21 protein-coding genes are annotated in these 18,974 nt (G+C 70.4%); 5 read left to right on the top strand and 16 right to left on the bottom strand.

Annotated features, from left to right (window positions below; translation table 11 throughout):
• Positions 1–344 precede the first annotated feature (344 nt).
• From ACZ3TS_RS36030 to ACZ3TS_RS36010, 5 genes are all read right to left on the bottom strand, one after another.
• Entirely contained in the window at positions 345–995 is a 651-nt protein-coding gene (locus ACZ3TS_RS36030; RefSeq protein ID WP_467626084.1) for a hypothetical protein, read from the bottom strand.
• Between the two features lie 31 nt (positions 996–1,026).
• Positions 1,027–1,299 (bottom strand): hypothetical protein, encoded by a 273-nt coding sequence (locus ACZ3TS_RS36025; RefSeq protein WP_467626083.1) that lies wholly within the window; start codon positions 1,297–1,299, stop codon positions 1,027–1,029.
• A gap of 189 nt (positions 1,300–1,488) precedes the next feature.
• Positions 1,489–2,265: a hypothetical protein gene (locus tag ACZ3TS_RS36020; RefSeq protein ID WP_467626082.1), complete on the bottom strand. Its 777-nt coding sequence runs from the start codon at positions 2,263–2,265 to the stop codon at positions 1,489–1,491.
• 51 nt (positions 2,266–2,316) lie between these two features.
• Positions 2,317–2,889, bottom strand: a complete 573-nt coding sequence (locus ACZ3TS_RS36015; RefSeq protein ID WP_467626081.1) for a hypothetical protein — start codon at positions 2,887–2,889, stop codon at positions 2,317–2,319.
• A complete protein-coding gene (locus ACZ3TS_RS36010) occupies positions 2,889–5,459 on the bottom strand; it encodes a DnaB-like helicase C-terminal domain-containing protein (protein WP_467626079.1) in 2,571 nt (856 codons plus the stop codon). Before ACZ3TS_RS36010 ends, ACZ3TS_RS36015 begins: the two co-directional genes overlap by 1 nt.
• A gap of 317 nt (positions 5,460–5,776) precedes the next feature.
• On the opposite strand from ACZ3TS_RS36010, the gene ACZ3TS_RS36005 reads away from it, so the two are divergent.
• On the top strand, positions 5,777–6,052 hold the full coding sequence (locus ACZ3TS_RS36005) for a hypothetical protein (protein ID WP_366017453.1): 276 nt from the start codon (positions 5,777–5,779) through the stop codon (positions 6,050–6,052).
• Here ACZ3TS_RS36005 and ACZ3TS_RS36000 read toward each other — a convergent pair.
• From ACZ3TS_RS36000 to ACZ3TS_RS35965, 8 genes are all read right to left on the bottom strand, one after another.
• Positions 6,049–6,675, bottom strand: a complete 627-nt coding sequence (locus ACZ3TS_RS36000) for a hypothetical protein (RefSeq protein ID WP_467626078.1) — start codon at positions 6,673–6,675, stop codon at positions 6,049–6,051. The two genes, ACZ3TS_RS36005 and ACZ3TS_RS36000, sit on opposite strands and share 4 nt — an antisense overlap.
• 202 nt (positions 6,676–6,877) lie before the next feature.
• On the bottom strand, positions 6,878–7,822 hold the full coding sequence (locus ACZ3TS_RS35995; RefSeq protein ID WP_467626076.1) for a hypothetical protein: 945 nt from the start codon (positions 7,820–7,822) through the stop codon (positions 6,878–6,880).
• Between the two features lie 20 nt (positions 7,823–7,842).
• Complete coding sequence (locus ACZ3TS_RS35990) at positions 7,843–8,931, bottom strand: hypothetical protein (protein WP_467626075.1); 1,089 nt, start codon at positions 8,929–8,931, stop codon at positions 7,843–7,845.
• Between the two features lie 300 nt (positions 8,932–9,231).
• Complete coding sequence (locus ACZ3TS_RS35985; protein ID WP_467626074.1) at positions 9,232–9,813, bottom strand: hypothetical protein; 582 nt, start codon at positions 9,811–9,813, stop codon at positions 9,232–9,234.
• Positions 9,814–9,919: 106 nt separating this feature from the next.
• Entirely contained in the window at positions 9,920–10,594 is a 675-nt protein-coding gene (locus ACZ3TS_RS35980) for a hypothetical protein (protein WP_467626073.1), read from the bottom strand.
• Between the two features lie 89 nt (positions 10,595–10,683).
• Entirely contained in the window at positions 10,684–11,238 is a 555-nt protein-coding gene (locus ACZ3TS_RS35975) for a hypothetical protein (RefSeq protein WP_467626071.1), read from the bottom strand.
• 252 nt (positions 11,239–11,490) lie between these two features.
• Entirely contained in the window at positions 11,491–12,036 is a 546-nt protein-coding gene (locus ACZ3TS_RS35970; protein WP_467626070.1) for a bifunctional DNA primase/polymerase, read from the bottom strand.
• The gene (locus tag ACZ3TS_RS35965) at positions 12,026–12,340 is read right to left on the bottom strand and encodes a hypothetical protein (RefSeq protein ID WP_467626068.1); all 315 of its coding nucleotides are present in this window, start codon (positions 12,338–12,340) and stop codon (positions 12,026–12,028) included. Before ACZ3TS_RS35965 ends, ACZ3TS_RS35970 begins: the two co-directional genes overlap by 11 nt.
• Positions 12,341–12,675: 335 nt before the next feature.
• On the opposite strand from ACZ3TS_RS35965, the gene ACZ3TS_RS35960 reads away from it, so the two are divergent.
• Entirely contained in the window at positions 12,676–13,113 is a 438-nt protein-coding gene (locus ACZ3TS_RS35960; RefSeq protein WP_467626067.1) for a hypothetical protein, read from the top strand.
• A 41-nt stretch (positions 13,114–13,154) separates the two neighbouring features.
• Here the strand turns inward: ACZ3TS_RS35960 and ACZ3TS_RS35955 are convergent, their stop codons facing one another.
• The gene (locus ACZ3TS_RS35955) at positions 13,155–13,364 is read right to left on the bottom strand and encodes a hypothetical protein (RefSeq protein ID WP_319274948.1); all 210 of its coding nucleotides are present in this window, start codon (positions 13,362–13,364) and stop codon (positions 13,155–13,157) included.
• Positions 13,365–13,526: 162 nt separating this feature from the next.
• Between ACZ3TS_RS35955 and ACZ3TS_RS35950 the strand changes: the two genes are divergently transcribed.
• Positions 13,527–14,234 (top strand): RNA polymerase sigma factor, encoded by a 708-nt coding sequence (locus ACZ3TS_RS35950; RefSeq protein WP_467626065.1) that lies wholly within the window; start codon positions 13,527–13,529, stop codon positions 14,232–14,234.
• Positions 14,231–15,196, top strand: coding sequence for a hypothetical protein (locus ACZ3TS_RS35945; protein ID WP_467626063.1), 966 nt, complete (start codon positions 14,231–14,233; stop codon positions 15,194–15,196). The genes ACZ3TS_RS35950 and ACZ3TS_RS35945 overlap by 4 nt, the downstream gene beginning before the upstream one ends.
• A gap of 472 nt (positions 15,197–15,668) precedes the next feature.
• Here ACZ3TS_RS35945 and ACZ3TS_RS35940 read toward each other — a convergent pair whose 3' ends face one another.
• Both ACZ3TS_RS35940 and ACZ3TS_RS35935 read right to left on the bottom strand, forming a co-directional pair.
• Positions 15,669–16,256, bottom strand: a complete 588-nt coding sequence (locus ACZ3TS_RS35940) for an ATP-dependent DNA ligase (protein ID WP_467626062.1) — start codon at positions 16,254–16,256, stop codon at positions 15,669–15,671.
• Positions 16,257–16,879: 623 nt separating this feature from the next.
• Entirely contained in the window at positions 16,880–18,178 is a 1,299-nt protein-coding gene (locus ACZ3TS_RS35935) for a sensor histidine kinase (protein WP_467626061.1), read from the bottom strand.
• Positions 18,179–18,291: 113 nt separating this feature from the next.
• Between ACZ3TS_RS35935 and ACZ3TS_RS35930 the strand changes: the two genes are divergently transcribed.
• Positions 18,292–18,969: a hypothetical protein gene (locus ACZ3TS_RS35930; RefSeq protein ID WP_467626059.1), complete on the top strand. Its 678-nt coding sequence runs from the start codon at positions 18,292–18,294 to the stop codon at positions 18,967–18,969.
• Positions 18,970–18,974 lie beyond the last annotated feature (5 nt).

Genomic DNA, 18,974 nt, shown 5'->3' with positions numbered 1-18,974 from the left:
CGGGGGGGGGGGGGGGGGGCCCCCCCCCGGGGGGGGGGCCCCCCCCGGGCCGGGGGGGGGGGGGGGGGGGGGGGGGGGGGCGCCCCCGCGCGCGCCCCCCCCCCCCCCCCCCCCCCCCCCCCCCCCCCACCCCCTAGTACCCCATACGCCACGCCGGTATGTGATGGACCTCACGTTGCGAGTTGAGTGGGCATCAAAAAAAGTGCAGGTCACGGAAGTTGTTCAGGGCTTGCGACGCGGGTCGAATTGGCCTGCCGCGCGGCCTCGGCCGCACCGCTTGGGACTCCGGTCACCTGCTCGGTGAACTCGACCAGAGTGAGGCGAGGGCCGGCGCCGTTCGGGGGTCACCGGCGCGCGGTCGCCGAGCGGGGGTCGCAGTCGGTGCAGGCCAGGCTGTCCGCCGGGTGGGGGCCTTGATCCACGGGGACCTGGCTGCGGCGGTACTGGCTGCGTCCCTTGGTCGCCCAGGCCCTGCTCGGAGTCCATTCGGTCGGGACGTGGCGCTCGGGAAGGTCGGGGATACGACTGGCGCAGGCTGCGCACTGGCGGTACGTCAGCCGCTCGTTGACCACCCAGTCCGAAGGATCTCCCGCTTCATCGGCGTCGACCAGGACCAGACCGGCCTGCCCGTCCCAGCCATCCGGTCGGTCGCGGTCGGGGTCGTAGCAGTCGGACACCACGCAGCCGGGCCCGAGGACGTGTCCGGCCACACGCTCCAGGCGCTCCGCGTCGACCACGCCCGGCTCGGTGACCTGCCAGCGCCCGAACTCGCCGGGCCGAAAGATCAGCCGCATGGGACGGTCGAGCTGGAGGGCAGTCTGGCCGAGGGTGACGACGTACCCGTCAATGGGACAGAGGTACCGGCCGCGGCCGCGGCCGGACGTCACACCCTGCAGAGGGACACCGCACGTGGGGCAGTCATGATTGCCGATCTTGTCGCCCCGACGGATGCGGACATGGTGCGTCTGCGTGCAGCGCGGGCAGCGTCCGTTCACCTCTCGGTCCTTCCCTCGGTGGCCGGCCGCGCTACGGGCGCCGGTCGGCTGGTGCGGTCGGGCAGGCGATCGCCGGGAACGCCGCCGTGTGCCCGCCCGCGGTGAACGTGATCGCGGCGGGTCGCTGGGCCCAGAAGGGGGCGACGTCGATGAGGTGATCGCCGTACTCGCTGTCGAGGATGCGCAGCCACACCTCTGTGCTGGTGATGCTGGCGCGGTACGCGGTCACGTCCCACGGCTCGGTGGTGAACCCGCAGGTGTCGGCGCGGGCGATCACGGTGTCCGGGGTGTCGGCCGTGGACATGTGCAGGGCGGTGCCGTCGTAGACGAGCCGGATCCCGTCCTGGGCGAGGTCTCGTCGCCGTGGGCCTGACGCAGGAGGTCGTGCAGGTCCCGGATCTTCAGCTGAGCCACGGTGTCTCGACCTCTCCCCGATGACGGACGTCGAGTCGACGGCCGTCACCACAGCGATCGCCGGTTCCGCTCATGCGGGTCACAGGCCGAACCGCCAGTACTTGGTGAAGCGCTCCAGCGTCAGCTCGGCGTCGAGTTCGTCGTTCCACACTGCTTGGAGCCACATCGGGACCGTGTCCAGGCGCTCGCAGACCACGATGCTCTCGGGCTGGTGGGTCAGGTAGCAGCGGCTCTCGTCCGCGAACTTCCCGCCCGGCCCGTACTTCCCGTACAGCTGCCCGAGGCGTTCACGGTTGGCTTCGATGAAGGCCTCCAACTGCCGTATGTAGCCCTCCTGCTGCTCGGCGCTGACAGACTTCAGGACGACCATGAGGATCTCTTCCGACAGGTCGCGGTCGAAGCCCGTGTAGCCGGTCAGGGACACGAAGGCCCTCTCGGCCGCCTCGAGCACCTGATGCACCTGCTCCTCCCCCACGCTATCGAGGGGCGTGGGCAAGGGAGGCGGCGTCCGGCTCGGCGCGGTCGGCTGCGTCTCGAGGGCGGCGGCCTTGGCTTGGGCCTGGCGGACGGTGCGGTCGGCGATGTGGGTGAGCCTGCCGGCGATCGCCTCGACAGCGCGGAGCCAGCCTTCGTGGACCGGGTCGCTGCCGGAGGGGGCCTGTGTGTCCAGCTCGATGACTTCGCCATGAGCGCCTTCCACGGCGCCGGCCTGGATGGCCGCGATGAGGGTGTGTACCTCGGCCGGGCTCGCGCCCGCGGCGTCGAGGAGCTCGGCCACACGCTGCTCGGCGTTCGCGGCCGTCTCTCCGTACACGGCTATCAGCGGTAACTGCCGCCGTTCTGGGCGGTGGCTCATGATGTGGATTCCCTTGCTTCGGAGGACGGTTCGACTGCCTCGTGCGCGCTGCTACCTGACTTCGACGGAGTACGAGGCGCCGGGGAATTCCCATCCGTCGGTGCCTTCGCCGATGTCCTCCACGATGACGTCGTCGATGAAGTGGTCCTCGAACTCGTCGTCGGTGAGCTCGCCGGCGAGCCAGAGTTCCTCGATCTCGTCCCAGTGGCCCCGGCTGCCGTCGATGCGCAGGGGCGCGGCGTCCACGGTGCCGCGCGTGCGCTCGTCGTCCCCGGTTTTGACGACGCCGCTGATCTCGTACTGGCCCCGCGTGATGTGGTCGGGTAGCGGGTCGGCGGAGACGATGGCCGTGTTCTCGTACGCGGTGTGGATGAGGTCCTGGTAGCTGCGGCGGACGTTGTACTCGGAGTCGGACAGCCAGTTGATGAGGGTCTTGGTCGTCACGTGGAGGCCGGCGTCCTCCAGGGCCTGCTGCCCGCGGTGGGTCGCGGTGAGCTGGCTGAGCTGAGCGTGCCAGTGCTTGGCCGTGTACGACGACAGCCGGTGGCGGGGAGTGACCTGGGAGCGCAGGAGGTCGTTGAGGGCGGCGCCCAGGGAGGCGCCGCGGCCTGTGGGGCCGGCCATCAGTCGTCACCCTTGGGGATGATCCCGCCGGGCTCGATGAACTTGGCCTTCACTTCGCCGAAGCCGGTACCGATCCGGTACGTGGCGGGCGCTGTGCCATCGGGCGTCCAGAAGGCGGCCGCGTCGACGTTGAACAGCCCGACGAGCCTGCTGCCTTCCTGGACGGCCTTGAAGGCCACCGACCAGTGACGCACGGACGCCTCGGCGACCATGCTCATGCGCCAGTCCGGCCGCCAGAACGGGGACCGCTGCCCCTCGCGCTTGGGCCAGAGCAGGCGCAGCGCGATGGACAGCCGGGTCTTGTACGCCTTGTAGGGGTCGCCGCCGACCTGAATGAGCTCGGTGCGGGCCTTGCGGGTGGCCTCGTAGAAGGGCTTGAACAGGGACTCGTTGGCCTTCCCGGTCCAGGAGTCGTGAATGGTCGGCGCGGCATCGAGGTGGTTTTCGCGGACGAGCTTCTCCAGCTGCTTGATGTGGGGGGTGGTGACCCACACGCGGCCCTGCTCGTCGGGCCGGTCGATGATCCGCCCCAGAGGGTGCGGCATGTCCGTGCGCGTCCAGACCGGGATGTCGATGAGGTAGATGCCGGCCTTGGTCTTGTCGAACGCCTCCAGCGGGCCGGTGTGCTTCAGCTCGTTCGGAGCGAGGGGAACGGCCGAACAGGCGGAGGGGAAGGACCCGTTGCGGTCGATCAGGCAGAGCACGCCCTCGCCGAAGGAGTCGGGAACGTCGAGCTTGTCGCGCCTCACGCGCTTTCCGTTCGCGTTGATGTGGGGAATGCGGGTGAGGGCGACGTCGGGGTGGACCCAGCGGGGCTCCCCGTCCATGTGCTCGCTGATCAGCGGCCACGGGCCGCTGTCGCGCTGCTCTTTGCGGATAACCGGGACCGGGTGCATCTTCGAGCGGCCGACCGCGTCCTTGAGGATCTTGAGGGCGGGGAAGACGTGGCCCTCGGGCTCGTCCTCCTCATCCCCCGGCGCCAGCTCGACCTGGTTCTCTTCCTCGTCCTCCGCAGCGTCGTCCTGGGCCTGTCCGCTGTCCGCAGGGGCGTGGACAGAGGCACCGGCAGCAGCGGCCGGGCCGGCGCTTGAGGCGGTGTCGGCGGACACGGGCGTGCCGTAGGGGCGTAGCGCGGCGGCGAGGCGGTGCCCCTCATGCGTGTCCGGCCACTCCGATACCGCCGCGGCGGCCTGGAGCAGCGACGGCAGGATCCCCTTCAGGGCCTCCTGGTCGCCGTTGGCAACCGCGGTCCGCCATGCCGCGAGCTCGTGGGTGAGGGCGGCGGGGATCCCCTGGTGTCCGCCGGAGGTGTAGGGAAGGGCGGCTTCGGCCAGTTCCAGCGCCGTCGTTCCGCTGCTGACTGGCGAGGACGCCGGAGCAGCCGGGCTGTGAGCGGGGGCGACGGGTGCGGCTCCGGCGTCGAGGAAGCGGGCGTGGAGCAGGTCGGGCTGCAGGTACGCCGAGCCGATCGTGCCGAAGTCGCGTTCCGTAACCGTCACTTGTACCTTGCCCGGCTCCGCGGTCGCGGTGAGCGTCACCAGGACGTCGGCGTCCATCAGGCCCAGGAGCGCGGGGTCGTCACTGTCCACGACGGCGAGCACCGGGACGTGCACGGTGCGCGCGAGGCCGGCCAGGACCTGGGAGGCATCCGGGAGACGGTCCCCGGACAGCGGCAGGCGGGCACTGTGCGCGGCCTGGAGCCGGTCCACGACCACGAGGGCCAGGCCCTCCATGTGCGGCGCGGTTTCCGCGATGTCCTCCGCCCTCAGGTTGCTGCCGTCGTCGATGAGCAGCAGGTCACCAACGCCTGCGCGGACCAGCTGGTGGGCGACCTGCTGCTCGTGCTCGGTGAGGCGGCCCTGCTTCAGGCGCGGGTAGTCGCCCCCGGTCTCGGCGGAGAGGATCCGGCGGAAGATGTCGTCGCGGTTCGGTCCCGACGCCGCGTACAGGACCGTGCGCCGGTCGACGAGCGCGGTCCGCCGCGCGGCCGCAAGGCCCAGCAGGCTTCCGCCCACGTTCGGGGCGGCCGCCACCAACGTCAGCCGGCCCGGCTGCAGACCGCCCGTCGCGGCGTCCAGGCCGGGCAGCCCGAACGTGGGGCCGCCGACCGGGCCGTCGGTGAGTACGGAACCGATGGCGTCGCCCAGCGTGGCGAGCCTGCGCGGCGCGCTGCCGCGGTCCTGATTGCCTTGGCTGGTCACCGCACCTCCTGCGGGTGCCGCGCCGGGGTGCGCGGCCATGTCGGACGAGAGGGCACTCGAGGCGGGGCCGGCGGGGAGCAGTACCGCGACCGGCGTGGTGTTGCGAAGGAGGACCTGCGGTTCGCCTTGCGCTGCCAGCGTGACAAGGTCACCGAAGTCCTTCTGCGCCGTGCTCAACACGTGGGCCGGGAAGGCATCGGTCTTCCGGGCTGCCGGAAACCGGTCCAGTGGCGCCAGCAGGGCGCGCGCCTTGTGCTTGGTGATCACCGTGGTGCGCCCCTCCTCTTCGGCGAGCCTCACCAGCGAGTACAGGGCAGTCCGGGCCGCGGTCACGTTCATCGCGGCCTCTGCTTCTGGCGACTGACTCACTCACCCTCCTAGAACACTCAACTCCCTATCATGGTAACAGATTGCACTCATATTCTCAGTGAAGTCACTATGTTTTTTGAAAATCTCACTCATTTTTGGGGAGTTCGGCAGTATGGGTTGACGACTTAGAGCACCCACGGTGCTGACGAGCGGCAGCGCGACCACGCGCATGACAGGGGCCTTCGGCCGGCCCCGGCCGGCAGGTGGCGGCATCCCTCCGAGAGCAAGGTCGGAAGCTCTTTTCAATCCGGGCGTGGCCGCTTCTCCCTCTGGGAGACTGAAGGCCTTCTCTGCGACGCACCCCGAAGAGACGCATCGTGACGCTGACGTTCCACCCCAAGCCGTGCCAGTGGCCGGGCGAGCGGTACTGCATCTGCGACCCCGGCGACGCCACCGGCAAGACCGTCGGCGCTCCTGTGGAGTACGCAGTCATCCCGTCCTACCGGGGACGCATCGCCGCCACTGTGCCGCTCCGGGGCGGCAGGCCCGGAGAGGTCCTGTACGAAGTCGAATGGGACGGCCTCCGACCCCCGCACAGCCGGTACAACCGCTTCACCTCAATCGAACTGCGCCTCACCTCGGAAGAGCCCTAAGCTCCGCTCTGCGCTGCCGGTTCCTGCTTCTTCTGCTCGTCAGGCACGTGCTTGCGGAACCTCTCGTGTGCGGACTGCTTGCTCGTCATGAGCGCCTGCGCGATTTCGTCCCAGGAGTAGTCCGCCGCCCTGGCTGCGCGCACGGCCTCCTTCTGCCATTCCTCGGCGTGCGCCTGGAGCAGGGTGGCCACGTAGACGGCGAGGAGGGGGCGTTGCTCGTCGGGTTCACCGCCCTGCCGCGGAGGGGCGCTGAGTGCTTGGACCGTCTCCTCCACCTCATCGAGCAGCCGCCGGAGCCGCTCGGGCAGTGTGCGGGACATGCTGACCTCGGCGTGCCGGACCCATTCCCGCTGCAACCCTTCATCGCATGCGTCGGGGTCCGTGAAGTCCGCGGGGCGACGAGGCCCGCGCCAGCCGCATGCGCAGGCAACCCGGAGCCCTTGGGCACGCCGTCGTCCTTCGCTGCCGTCGTACTTGAAGGACCACGCCCAGTTCACGCGCCGTTTCCAGGTCTCTTCCGAGTCCTCGAAGGTGTCGTGAGGCGCATCCTCCCCACCCGAGAGCACCGCCACGACCCATCCCTCGTGGGTGCCGTCCTCGTCGTCCGTGTGCAACCAGCCCATACGCCACTCCTCGACTCAGCTGCGACCTTCGGCCGTCAGGGACTCCTGACGATATCAATATCGTCAGGAGTCCCTGACGGAAATGGGGAAAGGGGTGCCGGCGGCAGAGGCTCGGCTTCAGCGACGCGCTCCGGGATGGATCGCGACCGGTACGACTGGTCGCCGGGCGCCCGACGGGGCGCCGGTTCACAGACCTCCGTGTTCAGCGTGGAATGATCAGCGGATCGCCCGTCATGGGGCTCTTGGCGCGATGCGGGTCGTCCAGCAGTCTCTGCGTCGCCCACTGCGCTTCCCAGCGTGCAGCGGCCTGGCTCGGCGAACGGCCGCCCTTGTAGTACACCTTCGAGCCGTCCTCGCGTTCCCAGTCGAGCGACCATCGCCACAACCCGACGGTCGTGGCCTGACTCCACAACGGGCGCCCGTCGAAAGGCGCAGGCTCGATTTGGGCCCACACCAGCAGGTCGGTCCCCGGCACGGGGACCCTTGCGCTCGCGCAGGCATGGTCGGCTCCGGGGACCTGCCACAACAGAGCGGCAGGCAATGTGTCCACCGCCGACAACTTTGCTGCATACGCGATCAGGTCAGCAACGTCCCACACCAGGGCCAGCGTCAGTGCGGCACGCTGCAGCGGCGGCCAGTCGCCGGGGGTGTCCAGCAGCAGCACGTCCACGGCGTTGCCGATTCGGTCCTCATTCAGCCGGTTCTCGGCCTCGAACTCTGCCATCGACGCGGCCCGGAACTCACGGCTCCCGGACGCCGCCTCCTCCACCAGCTCCAGCGCCAGAGCGACCATGTCGTGGTCCACCGACAGCGCGATCCCCACCTCCCGCAGTTGCTCCGGCGCCAATTGCTCCAGCAGGTTCTGCAGGTGAGCTGCCACGGCTGTGCTGGTCTTGCTCAACCGGGGCAGCTCGACATTGGGCACCGACGGGTGGCCCCACACGTGGGCCAGCTTCCACAGCTCCGTCAGCTCTAGGACGTCGTCCACGCCTTCAAGCCGCTCGGCGAAGTCCAGGGCCGCGTCGACCACAGCGAGGGTGGCCGTGTTCTGGTCGGCGCCGGGTCGGCCGGCGAACCGGCACAGCGCCGCCGACCGGCCGCCGACAGGCCCCAGCACCAGGCTGGCATTCGCGAACCTCTGCGCCATTGCGTCTGCTCCAGTCCTGGTCACAGCTGGTCGGTGAACACGCAGCGCGCGTGGACGGCGAGCAGGCGGGAAGGGTCGAGGGGCGTTGCGGGGGTCAGGTCGAGCGGTCCGTACAGCAGGGCGGAGCCCCGTTGGCGGGCCGCCTCCAGCCACGTGGCGGACACCGGCTTCGGCTCCGGCTCCGGGGCGCTCCAGAGAATGACGTCGTACGCGTCGGGGCGCCATTCCCAGTGCGGTTTGTCGGGCAGGAGGGTGGCGTCCAGCAGCCGGACGATGCCGAGCAGGGAACCGTTCGTCTCGTGGACCTTCAGTACCCACGCCGGATCTTCTTCGGGCAGCCCTTCGGGAATGTACGGCTCCCAGGCCAAGCGCTCGTGCAGATCGTCGTAGCCGGCCTCGGGACTCTCGGGGTCCGGGACCAGCGCGACCGAGGCGACGCGGCCGAACCCGGTCAGCGTCATGTCGGCCCGGACGCCGTACCGGGCGGGGTGAGCGAGCCCCGAGAGGTCGAGCACTGTGCCGGGGTCGGCGTCCCCGGGATTATTGTCCGAGGTGGTGAAGGTGAAGGGCGACGCGCTCTCCCGGCCGGTGGTCTGGCCGCGCATGAGTCCGGGGTGCTTGTGCCCGAAGAACGTCCACAGGTCCAGCGCGTCCTCCAGAAGCGCCGAACGTTCCTCGCGGCTCAGCAGTTCGACGCAGCGGACCATGCTGCGGCCGTCGCCCGGAGGCGACGACTTGAGGGCCCGGAAGAACACCTGGCCGGCACCGGAGGCGAGGGAACCCGCATCCGGCTCGTCGGCGGCGAGCAGGCTGTAGACGGATCCGGCCGTCACCGCGAGCACGATCGGGTCCTCGGTGAGGAGCTTCGCCGCCAAGGACTGCTGGCACGGTGCGCACCGCTCGAGGCACGCGCCGATCAGCGCGGACGCGGTCCGCATGTCCGGCGCGGTGTCGACTCCCCAGCCGCCGGGGTTGCCAGGCTGGAGGTCCTGGTTCGACGGCCCGCTGTCGTGCTGGTGGAGGGTGCCGGCGTTGGCGGCGGCGTACGCGGCGCCCCGGGACCGGCTCGTGTTCCGCGCCCGGCTCTTGCGACCGTGGCTCTTGGGCATGGCTCTCTCATTTCCCGCGCCCGGCCCCATGATCCGATGCGCGCGACGAAGAGCAGCATGCGGAAGGCTCAACGGCCGTATAGCCGTCAGATGTTGACGTACACCTCGCACTGATGCTGCACAGACCGGACCCTCGTATGAGGGGCCGCGGGCACCTTTGCCGTGGTGCGCCCTGGTCATGGGCCAGGGTGCGGGCTTGGGCCGATGCGTCGGCCGCTGCCCGCACCCTACCGCTGCGCGGTCGGGCCGGGGAAGCAATGGCCCAAGCAGCACACAGCGTCTCGCCCCGCCCGGTGGGGGTCAGTGGATGCGAGAGTCCAGGTAGGCATTGATCCGCACGACGTCATGGCGCATCAGTTCCGCCAGTTGCGGGCCCGCCCACAGGGCGAACGTCAAGGCGATCTCCCGGGCGTCCTCGACGGCGTGGTCCTGCCGGACGTAGTGCAGGTACGGCACGCCGATCCGGATCAGGCGCTGCCCGGCGGGCCCGTCCGCTCGAGTGGCCAGCTCATCCGCGACAACCGACATGATCTCGATGGCCGTGGGGCCAGCCGGGTGCGCGTGCATCTGGCTTTGGCACACCTGGTCGCCGAATTCGCGCAGCCACTGGTCGAGCCGGTCTCTGTCCTGGTTGAGCTGGCCGTAAAGGTAGCCGCACAGTTCGACCGCGAGCCATTCGGCGAGCAGCAGTGAGTCCTCTCGCAGGGTGTCGGCCGCGTGCCAGTTCTGCAGCACGGACGTCAGGTCGTTGTACATCTCCCGGTTGGACGGTGGCGCTTCGTCTTCGCGGTGGTCGCGGCGGACGGCGTGGTCGAGCGCGGCCGTCCTGATCAACGAGAAGGCCGTGGTGCGCGGTTCGGGTCGGATGGTGGTCTCAGTCATCGCGGGACTCCGGTGGAGGGGTGTCACGGTGTCGGTCGTCGATATGCGGGCCGACGTGGCGGCTGGTCGTCCTGCTCGGCCGTCACAGTGCCCGGTTCGTTCGTCGTCACCGTCCGGCTGTCTGCCTCTTCTCGGTGGGGAGCGCCGCGAGCGGGGACCGGCGGCCCTTGGGGATCGCGCGGATGGCTGTCCAGTCGATCCGGCGGCTACGAGTGACGCGGTCCAGGTCGGCCTGGCGGTAGAGCAGGACGACGTCGTGCTTGTTCCACGAGGAGCGGGCGGTGGCTGCGTGGGTGAGGAGTCCGGCGCGGACAAGGTGGTCGAGGTCCGACTCCCGGATGCCGAGGATTTTGGCGGCGGCGTCGCGCATGTGGAGCTGCCCGGAGGCAGAGGCGCGTTCGACTTTCCGTCGGTCCGTGAGGTTCTCCAAGGCGAGCCCGCAGTACAGGGGGTGGCCCTTGTGGTCGCCGACCACGGGGAGGTGGCCGCGGCGGGCGAGTTCGGCGGCGGTGCCGGAGTGCACGGTCATGCTGAAGCGTTCGGCGAGATGTTCCTCGGCGCGGACGGCACCGACGTCGGGCATCGCCCCGACGGCCTGCCGGATGGCGTCGATGCGGGCGAGGGCGTCGTCGAAGACGGCGGCGGACCAGCGGCCGCCGGCGACGTCGGGGCCGGGGATGAGTCCGAGGCGCTGGGCGCGCGCGAACTGCCACAGTGTCAGGCCGGCGCGGTCAGGGAACTGCAGGGGGCCGTACGACGTGAGCGGCGCGGTGGTGGTCATGGCGGGGTCTCCGTCCGAGGTGCTGGGGCTGAGGGCAGGCGGATGGTTCGGGGCTGCGCCGGGGGCGTTGGCGGTGATCCGGTCGCGGTTCACCGGTAGGCCCCGTCCCACATCTCCTCGTCGGCCCACGCACCGTCGTCGTACTCGTCGAAGTCCGTCTCGTCGGCCCGGCGCTCGTCGTCCAGGGCGTCCAGGACCAGTTCGTCGTGCTTGTCGTCGTAGGGGTCGCACGGCTCGCGGGCCTCGTCCGCCATGTCCGCCCAGTACGCCGCCTCCTGCTCGGCTTCCCAGTCGGCGCGCTCGGCCGGGGTCAGGGAGGCCAGCCAGGCTTCGTGCTGCGTCTGGCGAGCCTCGTCGGCGGCCTGGTGGTAGCCCTGCCAGACGTGCGCGGCAAGGCCGGGCTCGGGGGAACACCAGGACCAGGTGCCGTCGAGCAGGTGGTGGCCCGCGGGGCGGGCACAGCGGCCGCCGTCGATGGGGTGCGCGAGGCCGTTGCAGAGCAGGACGAGTTCCGTCGAGCGACGCGGCGTCGACGGGCGGGGTGCACGACGCAGCTCGGCGAGGACGTCGGGGAAGCGCCGGCCTGTGGTGCGGGCGATCTGCCGGGCTTGGCGCTTGAGGTGGTCGCTGCCAGATTTGGTCACGGTCGTCTCCACAGCGGGACCCCACGCATTCCCGCCGGACGTCGCGTGAAAGGGGCGCAGCCGGACAGACGGGTTCTTCGGGTGGTGCTGCGCGGGACCCGACCTCGGTCCTTGTCCGGCGGCGCTGCCCCGGTGCGGCGTGGGCGCGGGGGCAGCAGCGGAAACGGCGGTTCGCGGCATGCCGTTTACTACGGGATCTACCGTAGTGGGTGCCACTGACAACGGGGGCTCGATGGTGTTGAGCAGGCCTTTTCACACCGGGAGGACGGTGAGCCGGTCCGCGATCCAGCCCGGAAGCTCGAGGATCGCCACGTCCCGGCTGATGACGTAGGGCGTGCCGTTCACGGCGGATCCGGGGCCGATGAGATACCCGCCGCTGCGCCGGCCGGGACCGCGGACGTCGATGCCCTGCCCGAGCGCCGTCCGACCCCCGGAGACGCTGGCAATGGTGCAGTCGCCTGGGGCGCGGAAGTACAGGTGCAAGCCCCCGCTCGGGGTCCGCACCGTCAAGGTGTCGGGCCAGTCCTGGCCGATCCGGGCGGCGAGTGCCGCCAGCGCCGCCTGGCCGTCGCCGTCGACGTCCAGGTCCAGTCCGACCACGCGGGAGGCACGGCAGCCGACGCCGATGTTGTCGCCCTCGCGCCACACGGCACGGACGCGGGAGGGCTCGGTCAGACAGCGGGCATGCCATCCGCCTCGCGCCGGCCGTCGACGGCCGGGCGGGAGCGGGAACACCGCCAGCCCGCGCCGGACCAGGGCGACGGCCGCGGCCGTGGTCGAGGTCGGCTCAGCACACACAGTGGTACTCGTGGGTGGCGCCGCACTCGCAGCAATGGAATCCGGTGCCGAAGAACCCGCACTCCTCACAGCTGTACTCCCGGGGCTCGTCCGGTTCGTCGATGCCCAACTCGTACATGTAGAGCGGCAGTTCGAGGGCTTCGACGGCCGCCGCGTACGTCGTGACGTCGGCGTACTCGGTGAGGACCTTGCAGAGCTCGTCCCGGCGGGGATCGTCCAGAATGGCGACCGCGTCGTGGTGTCGGACGCCGAACGTCTCTTTGAGGTTGGCGAGTTCCTTCTTGCGGGCGTGGTGCTTCGGCATGGTCCAACTCCTCCAGCGCCGCGGCGATCCCGTGACTCGCCGCGCAGGAAGCGTCGGCCGAAGAAACTGCGAAGAGAGGCTCGGCGCGGTGCACCTTCGGAGGAACGTCCGGTCACGGGCCGAACGGGTTCCGGGCCTTCGAGCCGGGCCCACGGTCTACCGACCGCCACCTCATACCGTAATGGACGCCACTGACACGAGGTGGGCGCTCGAGGAGGGGCACGCGGGATTGAAGCGAGACTCCGCAATGGGTGTGCGCCGACGCCGACGGCCGAGGCCGTCACGGAGGGCATGGGTGCACAACACTGTCAGCGGGTCGAACTAGCATCCAGGGCATGAGCACCCCCTCCCCCTCCGCCGAGGACAAGCCGTTCGATCCGAAGGACTTCCCGAAGGACCTGCTCGCCGCTCAGCTCAAGCTCGCCGAGCTGTACGCCGCGCTCCACGCCCACCAGGCCCGACTTCCCTGGTCCCGTGAGGCGGACGACGGATGGCCGGACGAGGCGGAGCGGTGGCACCGTCGCGGGCGCCCGGAGACGAGCGGCTGGGAGGCAGCCGACGCCGAGACGTACGACCAGCTATGGGAGGACCTCCGCAAGGCGGCCGCGGCCGTGCAGGGACACGACCACTGGAGCCGCTGCAAGCAGCATGGAGTCGCGGGCGCGGACCTGGTCGCCACCCGGCAGGCCCTCAAGAACGCCGAAGGCGCCGTCCCCGCGCCCAAGGAGGACGTACCCGCCCTCGACCAAGAGGACGTCGAGCGGGCTGCCTGACAATCCCCCGGGCCCGGTCCTGTCCGGCCGGGCCCGAGACCTCAGCGCAGCGCGCCGAATACGGTTCGCACCACTGAGGGAACGTCCGCGGGGTCGGATGCGAGTACGGCAACGGCTCCCAGTGTCAGTACCGACAGGGTGACCACTGATGTGCGGACAAGCGGCATCAAGTCCTCCGCACGGGCCCGGCGGATGCCCATCCATGACACGCCCCAGACCAACACGAGCGCGAACAGCACCACCAGCTTCATGTTCTTCCTTACGTCTGTCTGAGCCACGCGGACTGGCACGGTGCCGACGTTGCCCGTGCGGCGTTCGTTACAGACGGCGCTGTTGGTGCAGGTGAGGGGGACTCGGCTCGTCGGCCCGTGAACTGCTTCCGGAGCCGCCTTCCCGTCACCGCCTTCTCCCCGATGAAGAATTTCGGCGCCGGATGTAACGGAACGCCGGTGGGCGTCGTCGAGGTACCGGGCGAATCGCGCCCAGCCGCGAAGGCCTGGTTTCTGAACGGGCCGAGAACGACTACGGGAGCCGGAGACGTGAGCTATGAGGGGTCGAGCGCGAAGCCGCAGGACCAGGCGCCGCAGAGTTCGAGTCAGCTCCTCAAGAGCTACTTCCGGGAGAACTTCGGCCCGTGGGTGGGCTTCGTGCAGCGCCGCTTCTCCCTTCCCCGAGGGGACAGCGAAGACGTCGTCATGACGGCGTTTCGCGAGGCCGCCGCACAGGAGTGGGGGGAGGGCGAGGATGCGCTGGACCGGCTGGGTGCCTTCATGGGGGCCCGTGTGCAGTGGCGTGCGAAAGACCACCTGAAGTCGGAGGCGCGGCGCCTGCAGCACGAAGTCGCCTGCGATACCGCCGTCACCCAGGACCTGCCGGACAGCGGACTCGTACAACCGGAACAGTCGTTCGCTGAGCAGGAAGACCTCAAACGGGTCCACCTCGTGATCCAGCAGTTGAGTCCGCGGGACCGGAAGCACGCCTCCCTCGTTCTCGACGGGCTCACGCCGCAGGAGTGCGCACTCGAACTCGGCCTCACGGAGGTCAACGAACGGGTACGCCGGCATAGATGGATGAGCCGGGTCACCCAGATCGTCCAGCTGGACAGAGAGGAGCAGCGATGACGAACGAGCACCCGGACGCAGCCGAGAGCATGGCCATGGCGGAGCTTTACTTCGGCGACGGTTCCCGGCCCGAGGAGACTGAATGCGGTCTCGCTGTCCTCAGGGAGTTCCGCGCCTTCCGTGAGGGTGGCAATCCGTTCCCCTCGTACTCCGATGAGGAGCTGGAGGAGCGGTGGACTCAGGTTGCTTCGGTGGTCGAGGGCGCGGACGGAGAAGAACCGGCCGGGGCCGACGAGCCGCCGGAGGGCGAGGCCCGTGAGCTGCCGGAGGACCTGGAATCCGGGAACGATCAGCTCGAGCGGGCCACTGCTGACGGGCGGGAGCCCGACGGGGCGCTGGTCGGCGAGATGCACGAAGTCTGGTTCGTCCCCCGCGATGACACCGGTTGGCAGCAGCACCAGGAGACCTGGCACGAGCGGTTCGAGCTGGACCTTATGACGGCCGACGGATCCAGTGCGGCAGTTCTGGAAGCGCGGGCGCCTCGGGCAGGAAACGCGGTGCCGCATCATTGGTTCCTGCAGCTCAAGTGCACAACCACCGTGGCGGTGGCCGAGACTTCGCGGGACGAGGACAGGGTCACGCGAAGCTGGTTGCGGAAGCTCAAGAGGGCTCGCCAGATGCGCGCCCCCGAGCCGGAGCTCCTCTTCGTCGTCATGCTGCCGCCCTGCTCCATCACGTTCACCGAGACGGCACATCCTGCGCTTGCCTGGAGCAGTCCCCCGCCGCTGGGCGGCGACACCGGTGCGGAGGGGAACATCCGGCTGCCGGTCCCGGCTGCCGTTCTGTGTGTGGCGCAACGGGAGGAGTCGAAGTGGTTCGAAGGCAGCGCGGACGCGGCGTTCCTGGCCCTGCCGGAACGCCTCTCCCCGGTCCGGGACCATCTGCCTGACTTGCGGGCCTACTGGCACTCGACGCTGCACCATAGATTGCCGGAGAGACTTAAATTGCCGTGCCGGGAATGAATTGGTCACACGCAATTGCCGGTTCATATTTCAGACGAGGAGTGACTCAACAAAAGGCTGTAGAACTTTCCCCGTGCTCAGGCAGCACGGCCATTCCGCATGCCCACCGTGCCCGTGTCCACCAGTGTCAGGGGCGTCGGGGCCGCCGTGCACCTCCACACGAAGGAGCGCAGCACCGCAGGTCCGCCCATGGGCGCCATGGGCACAGCGACTATGGCGGCTGCGGCGGTCTTGGTGTCGATCGGCTGGGCAGCCGTGCCGTCGGCTTTGGCGGACCCGCCCGATGGCGGCTCCGTACCTAAGTGTTCGTCCCTCTCCCACAGTTCGTGAAGAGCACCCCGCAGATCCCCTTGTGCCGGGGCCAGCGGTCATACGACCGCCGGCCCCGGCACGTCGGCTACTCAGCAGGACACGGGGGTGACCAAGACGGAGATGTTCGCGCTGGAGGAGCCCTCTTGAGGTTCGGGTCGCCTCACGCGCTGCGCAGCCTGGTGACCGTCACCACGGCGTGCCGGGTCGTCCCGGCGAGGACCTCGACCACCAGTCCGGGAGCGGTAGTGGTGTAGGTCTCCCCCGCTCGGGTGCGTGAACTGCGGGGCGGTCCGCTGGCAGCGAAGTGCACAGCGACCTGGGCGGCGAGCGGCGCCTTCAGGGACTGGGTGAGCGCGATTCGTCCGTCCGGGAGGCGGACCGCGAGTGCCCGTGGCCGCGCGGCCGGGCCGGTGTAGCCGACGACGTCGGCCTCCACGGTTTCGGCGTTTCGGATCTTCTTCCAGATCCGGCCGGCCTTGTACACGGAGGTGGCCCGCTTGGCGACGATGCCCTCGATGCCCTGCTCCGGGAGTTGTTGGTACCAGGTCATGGCCACTGTGGGGTCGTCGGTCATCGGCACCAGCTGGAGCGGCGGCTGTACGCCGTACTCCTGCAGCAGGTCAACGAGCAAAGCACGGCGGTCGTCGTACAGCCTTGCTCGCACGTCGCCGTGCTCGGGGTGGAGCAGGACGTCCCAGGCCACGAAGTGGGCGGGCAGGTCCTCGGCGAGACGACGTGCCCGGGCCAAACGCTAACGGTGCATTCGAAAGACTGTGTGCAGCCTGTGTGACGCTCCTGCGTGGATTCTCCGACGCCCCAGGCGCCCCACGTTCGCCGCGGGTCACTCCACCGGTCGGCTCTCACCCCTAAACCCTCAGGTCACAGGGACTCCGGCGGCCACACGAGAGCCCACTGGAACGGTTGGAGACACGTGCACACGGAGAACGGACATGTGACCGACCTCGCAGCGGCGGGGCGACGCGTCCGCCGATCCCCGACGCCCGCCCCCGGCCGCCACTGGCCGTCGCCGCGCCCAGCGCCGAGGCGGCCCCGGCGCAGTCCACGGTCACCGCGGCCCGGCTTGCAGTGGACCGCGCCGAAGGAGCGGCCCGGCGTCACCGAGGTGCTCGACCTGCAGTCCGCCCGCAACGGCACCCTGGTGGGACTCTTCAAGCAGGGCACCGAGACCGTACTCGCCGTCAGGGCCGCCAGCGGCACCACCTGGCAGACGGCGGCTCCGCGCCGGGCGCCCAGCTCCAGGCGACGGACGACGGCGCGGTCACGCTGCCGTGGTGGGAGGCGGCCGACACGGACGGGACGCACACCACGCTCCGCACGTCCCGGCTGGCGCCCGACGCCACCGCCTTCGCTTCAGTCCCAGCGGTGGACCGGTACGAGCAGGGTGAACGTGGCGGGGGTGCTCCTGGTCAGGGACAGCCTGCCCCCCAGGGAGACCGCGAGGTCCCGGGCCAGAGCGAGGCCGATTCCCGTGCCCGGCCCGCCGCCGGTGTGACCACGGTCGAACAGGCGTGCTGGCTCGCCCGTCACGGTGCCCTCGTCGCTCACGTCGAAGGCGACGGCGTCGCCGAGGTCCCGAACCGCGACCCGGACGGTGCCGCGGCCGTGCACCCGGGCGTTGTCCAGCAGGACCCCGAGCACCTCCGACACCGGTCCGGCCGGGACACGGACGTCAGCCGGTACTTCCCTCACGGTGCACTCCAGGCGTCTGCCGTCGCGGGCGAAGAGGCCGTGCCAGCGTTCGTCGACCTCCCCCAGGAGTCGTGCCACCGCACCATCCGCGGCGTCGAGACCGGGCCGGTCCTCGGAGCGCGACAGGCGCAGCACGTCCTCCACCGTGCGGTGCAGGCGATGGGTCGTGGCCAGCGCCTCGGCCAGGACCGGCCGCAGCCGGGCGTCGTCGCCCTGGCCGAGTCCGGCCTCCAGGGCGAGCTGCAGGCCGGTGAGCGGGGTGCGCAGCTGGTGCGAGGCGTTGGCGGCGAAGTCCCTTTCATGCCGCAGGAGCTCGGACAGGCTGTGCAGCATCTCGTTGTGGGTGCGGGCGACCTGGTCCACCTCGGCGATGCTGCTGGAGGCGGCCCGCGAGTTCAGATCACCCTCGGCGACCGCCTCGCAGTGGCGGGAGAGGTCCTCCAGCGGCGCGGCCAGCGCCCGTGCCTGACGGCGGGCGACGAGGACGCCCACGACCAGCGCGAACCCCGCGACGCCCAGCAGTACGGCCCACGCGACCACCACCCGGTCCCGCACGGCGTCGGCGGGAGAGGAGGCCCGCACGACACCGATCACCCGCTCGGCGTGGGAGACAGGCACGGCGACCACCAGGTCGTCGCCCGGCCGGCCCCGCACCACGTCCCCACCCAGTGAACGGCGGACCGGGTCATCGCCCGGCCTTGGGCCGCTGCCTGCCCGGAGCCGCGACTGCGGGTCGTACAGGCCGAGCCGGCCGCCGGCCGTCGGCGGGGGCAGTTCCACGGGGTCGCCGGCCGCGTAGTCCGGGCTCACCCGTACCGCGCCGGCCAGGGCCGCCCGCTCGAGGGTGTCGCGCTGGTCGGCGTACAGGGACGACCTGATGGCCAGCGCCAGGGGGACCGCGAGGAGGACGACGGCGACCAGGGCGGCGGTGAGGGCGACTCGCACCACGCGCTGTCTCATGCCTTCATCATGCGTGCCTCCCGTCGGCCCGGACGGGACGCGGCGCACGCTTTTGCCGTCGTCTAACCGTGGGCGAGCGGAGCGTTAACCGGCCGAACCCTAGCGTCGCTGCCATGACCGTCCGGTCCGAGGACTCCTGGAGGACAGTGGCCATGGCAGCACACGTACGGACGTCCGCGGTCGTCGGGCTGGCGCTCGCAGCCGCCGTGACCGCCGGCTGTTCCGGCTCCGGCTCGACACCCGCGGCCTCCCCGCCGTCGAGCTCCTCGGCCGCCGGTGGCCTCGCGCGGAGCAAACCGGCACCGACCGAGTCCAATCCGCCCGGCGACATCCCCGACAACCAGGCCTACGTCACCTACCGGCCGACCGGCGGCCCCTTCACCGGGTTCACCGTGAAGGTGCCCGAGGGCTGGGCCCGCACCGACCGGGGAAGCAGCACCGTGTTCACGGACAAGCTGAACACCGTGGAGATCACGGCCGTCTCCGCCTCCTCCGCGCCCACCACCGCCTCGGTCACCGGCACGGTCGTCCCGCAGCTCCGCGCCCAGGTGCCGAAGTTCGCGGCGCCCAAGGTGTCCGAGGTGACACGGCACGCCGGCCGCGCCGTCCTGCTCACCTTCCAGGGCGACTCGGCGAAGGACCAGGTCACCGGCAAGGTGGTGCGGGACACGTTCGAGCGATACGCCTTCCACCGGTCCGGCCACGAGGTGGACCTGACCCTGTCCGGCCCGGTCAACGCCGACAACGTCGACCCGTGGCGCATCATCAGCGACTCCTTCACCTGGCGGTGATCACG

Source organism: Streptomyces sp. NPDC022910 (genome assembly GCF_055561075.1).
This window is presented reverse-complemented; position numbering and strand designations above follow the sequence as displayed.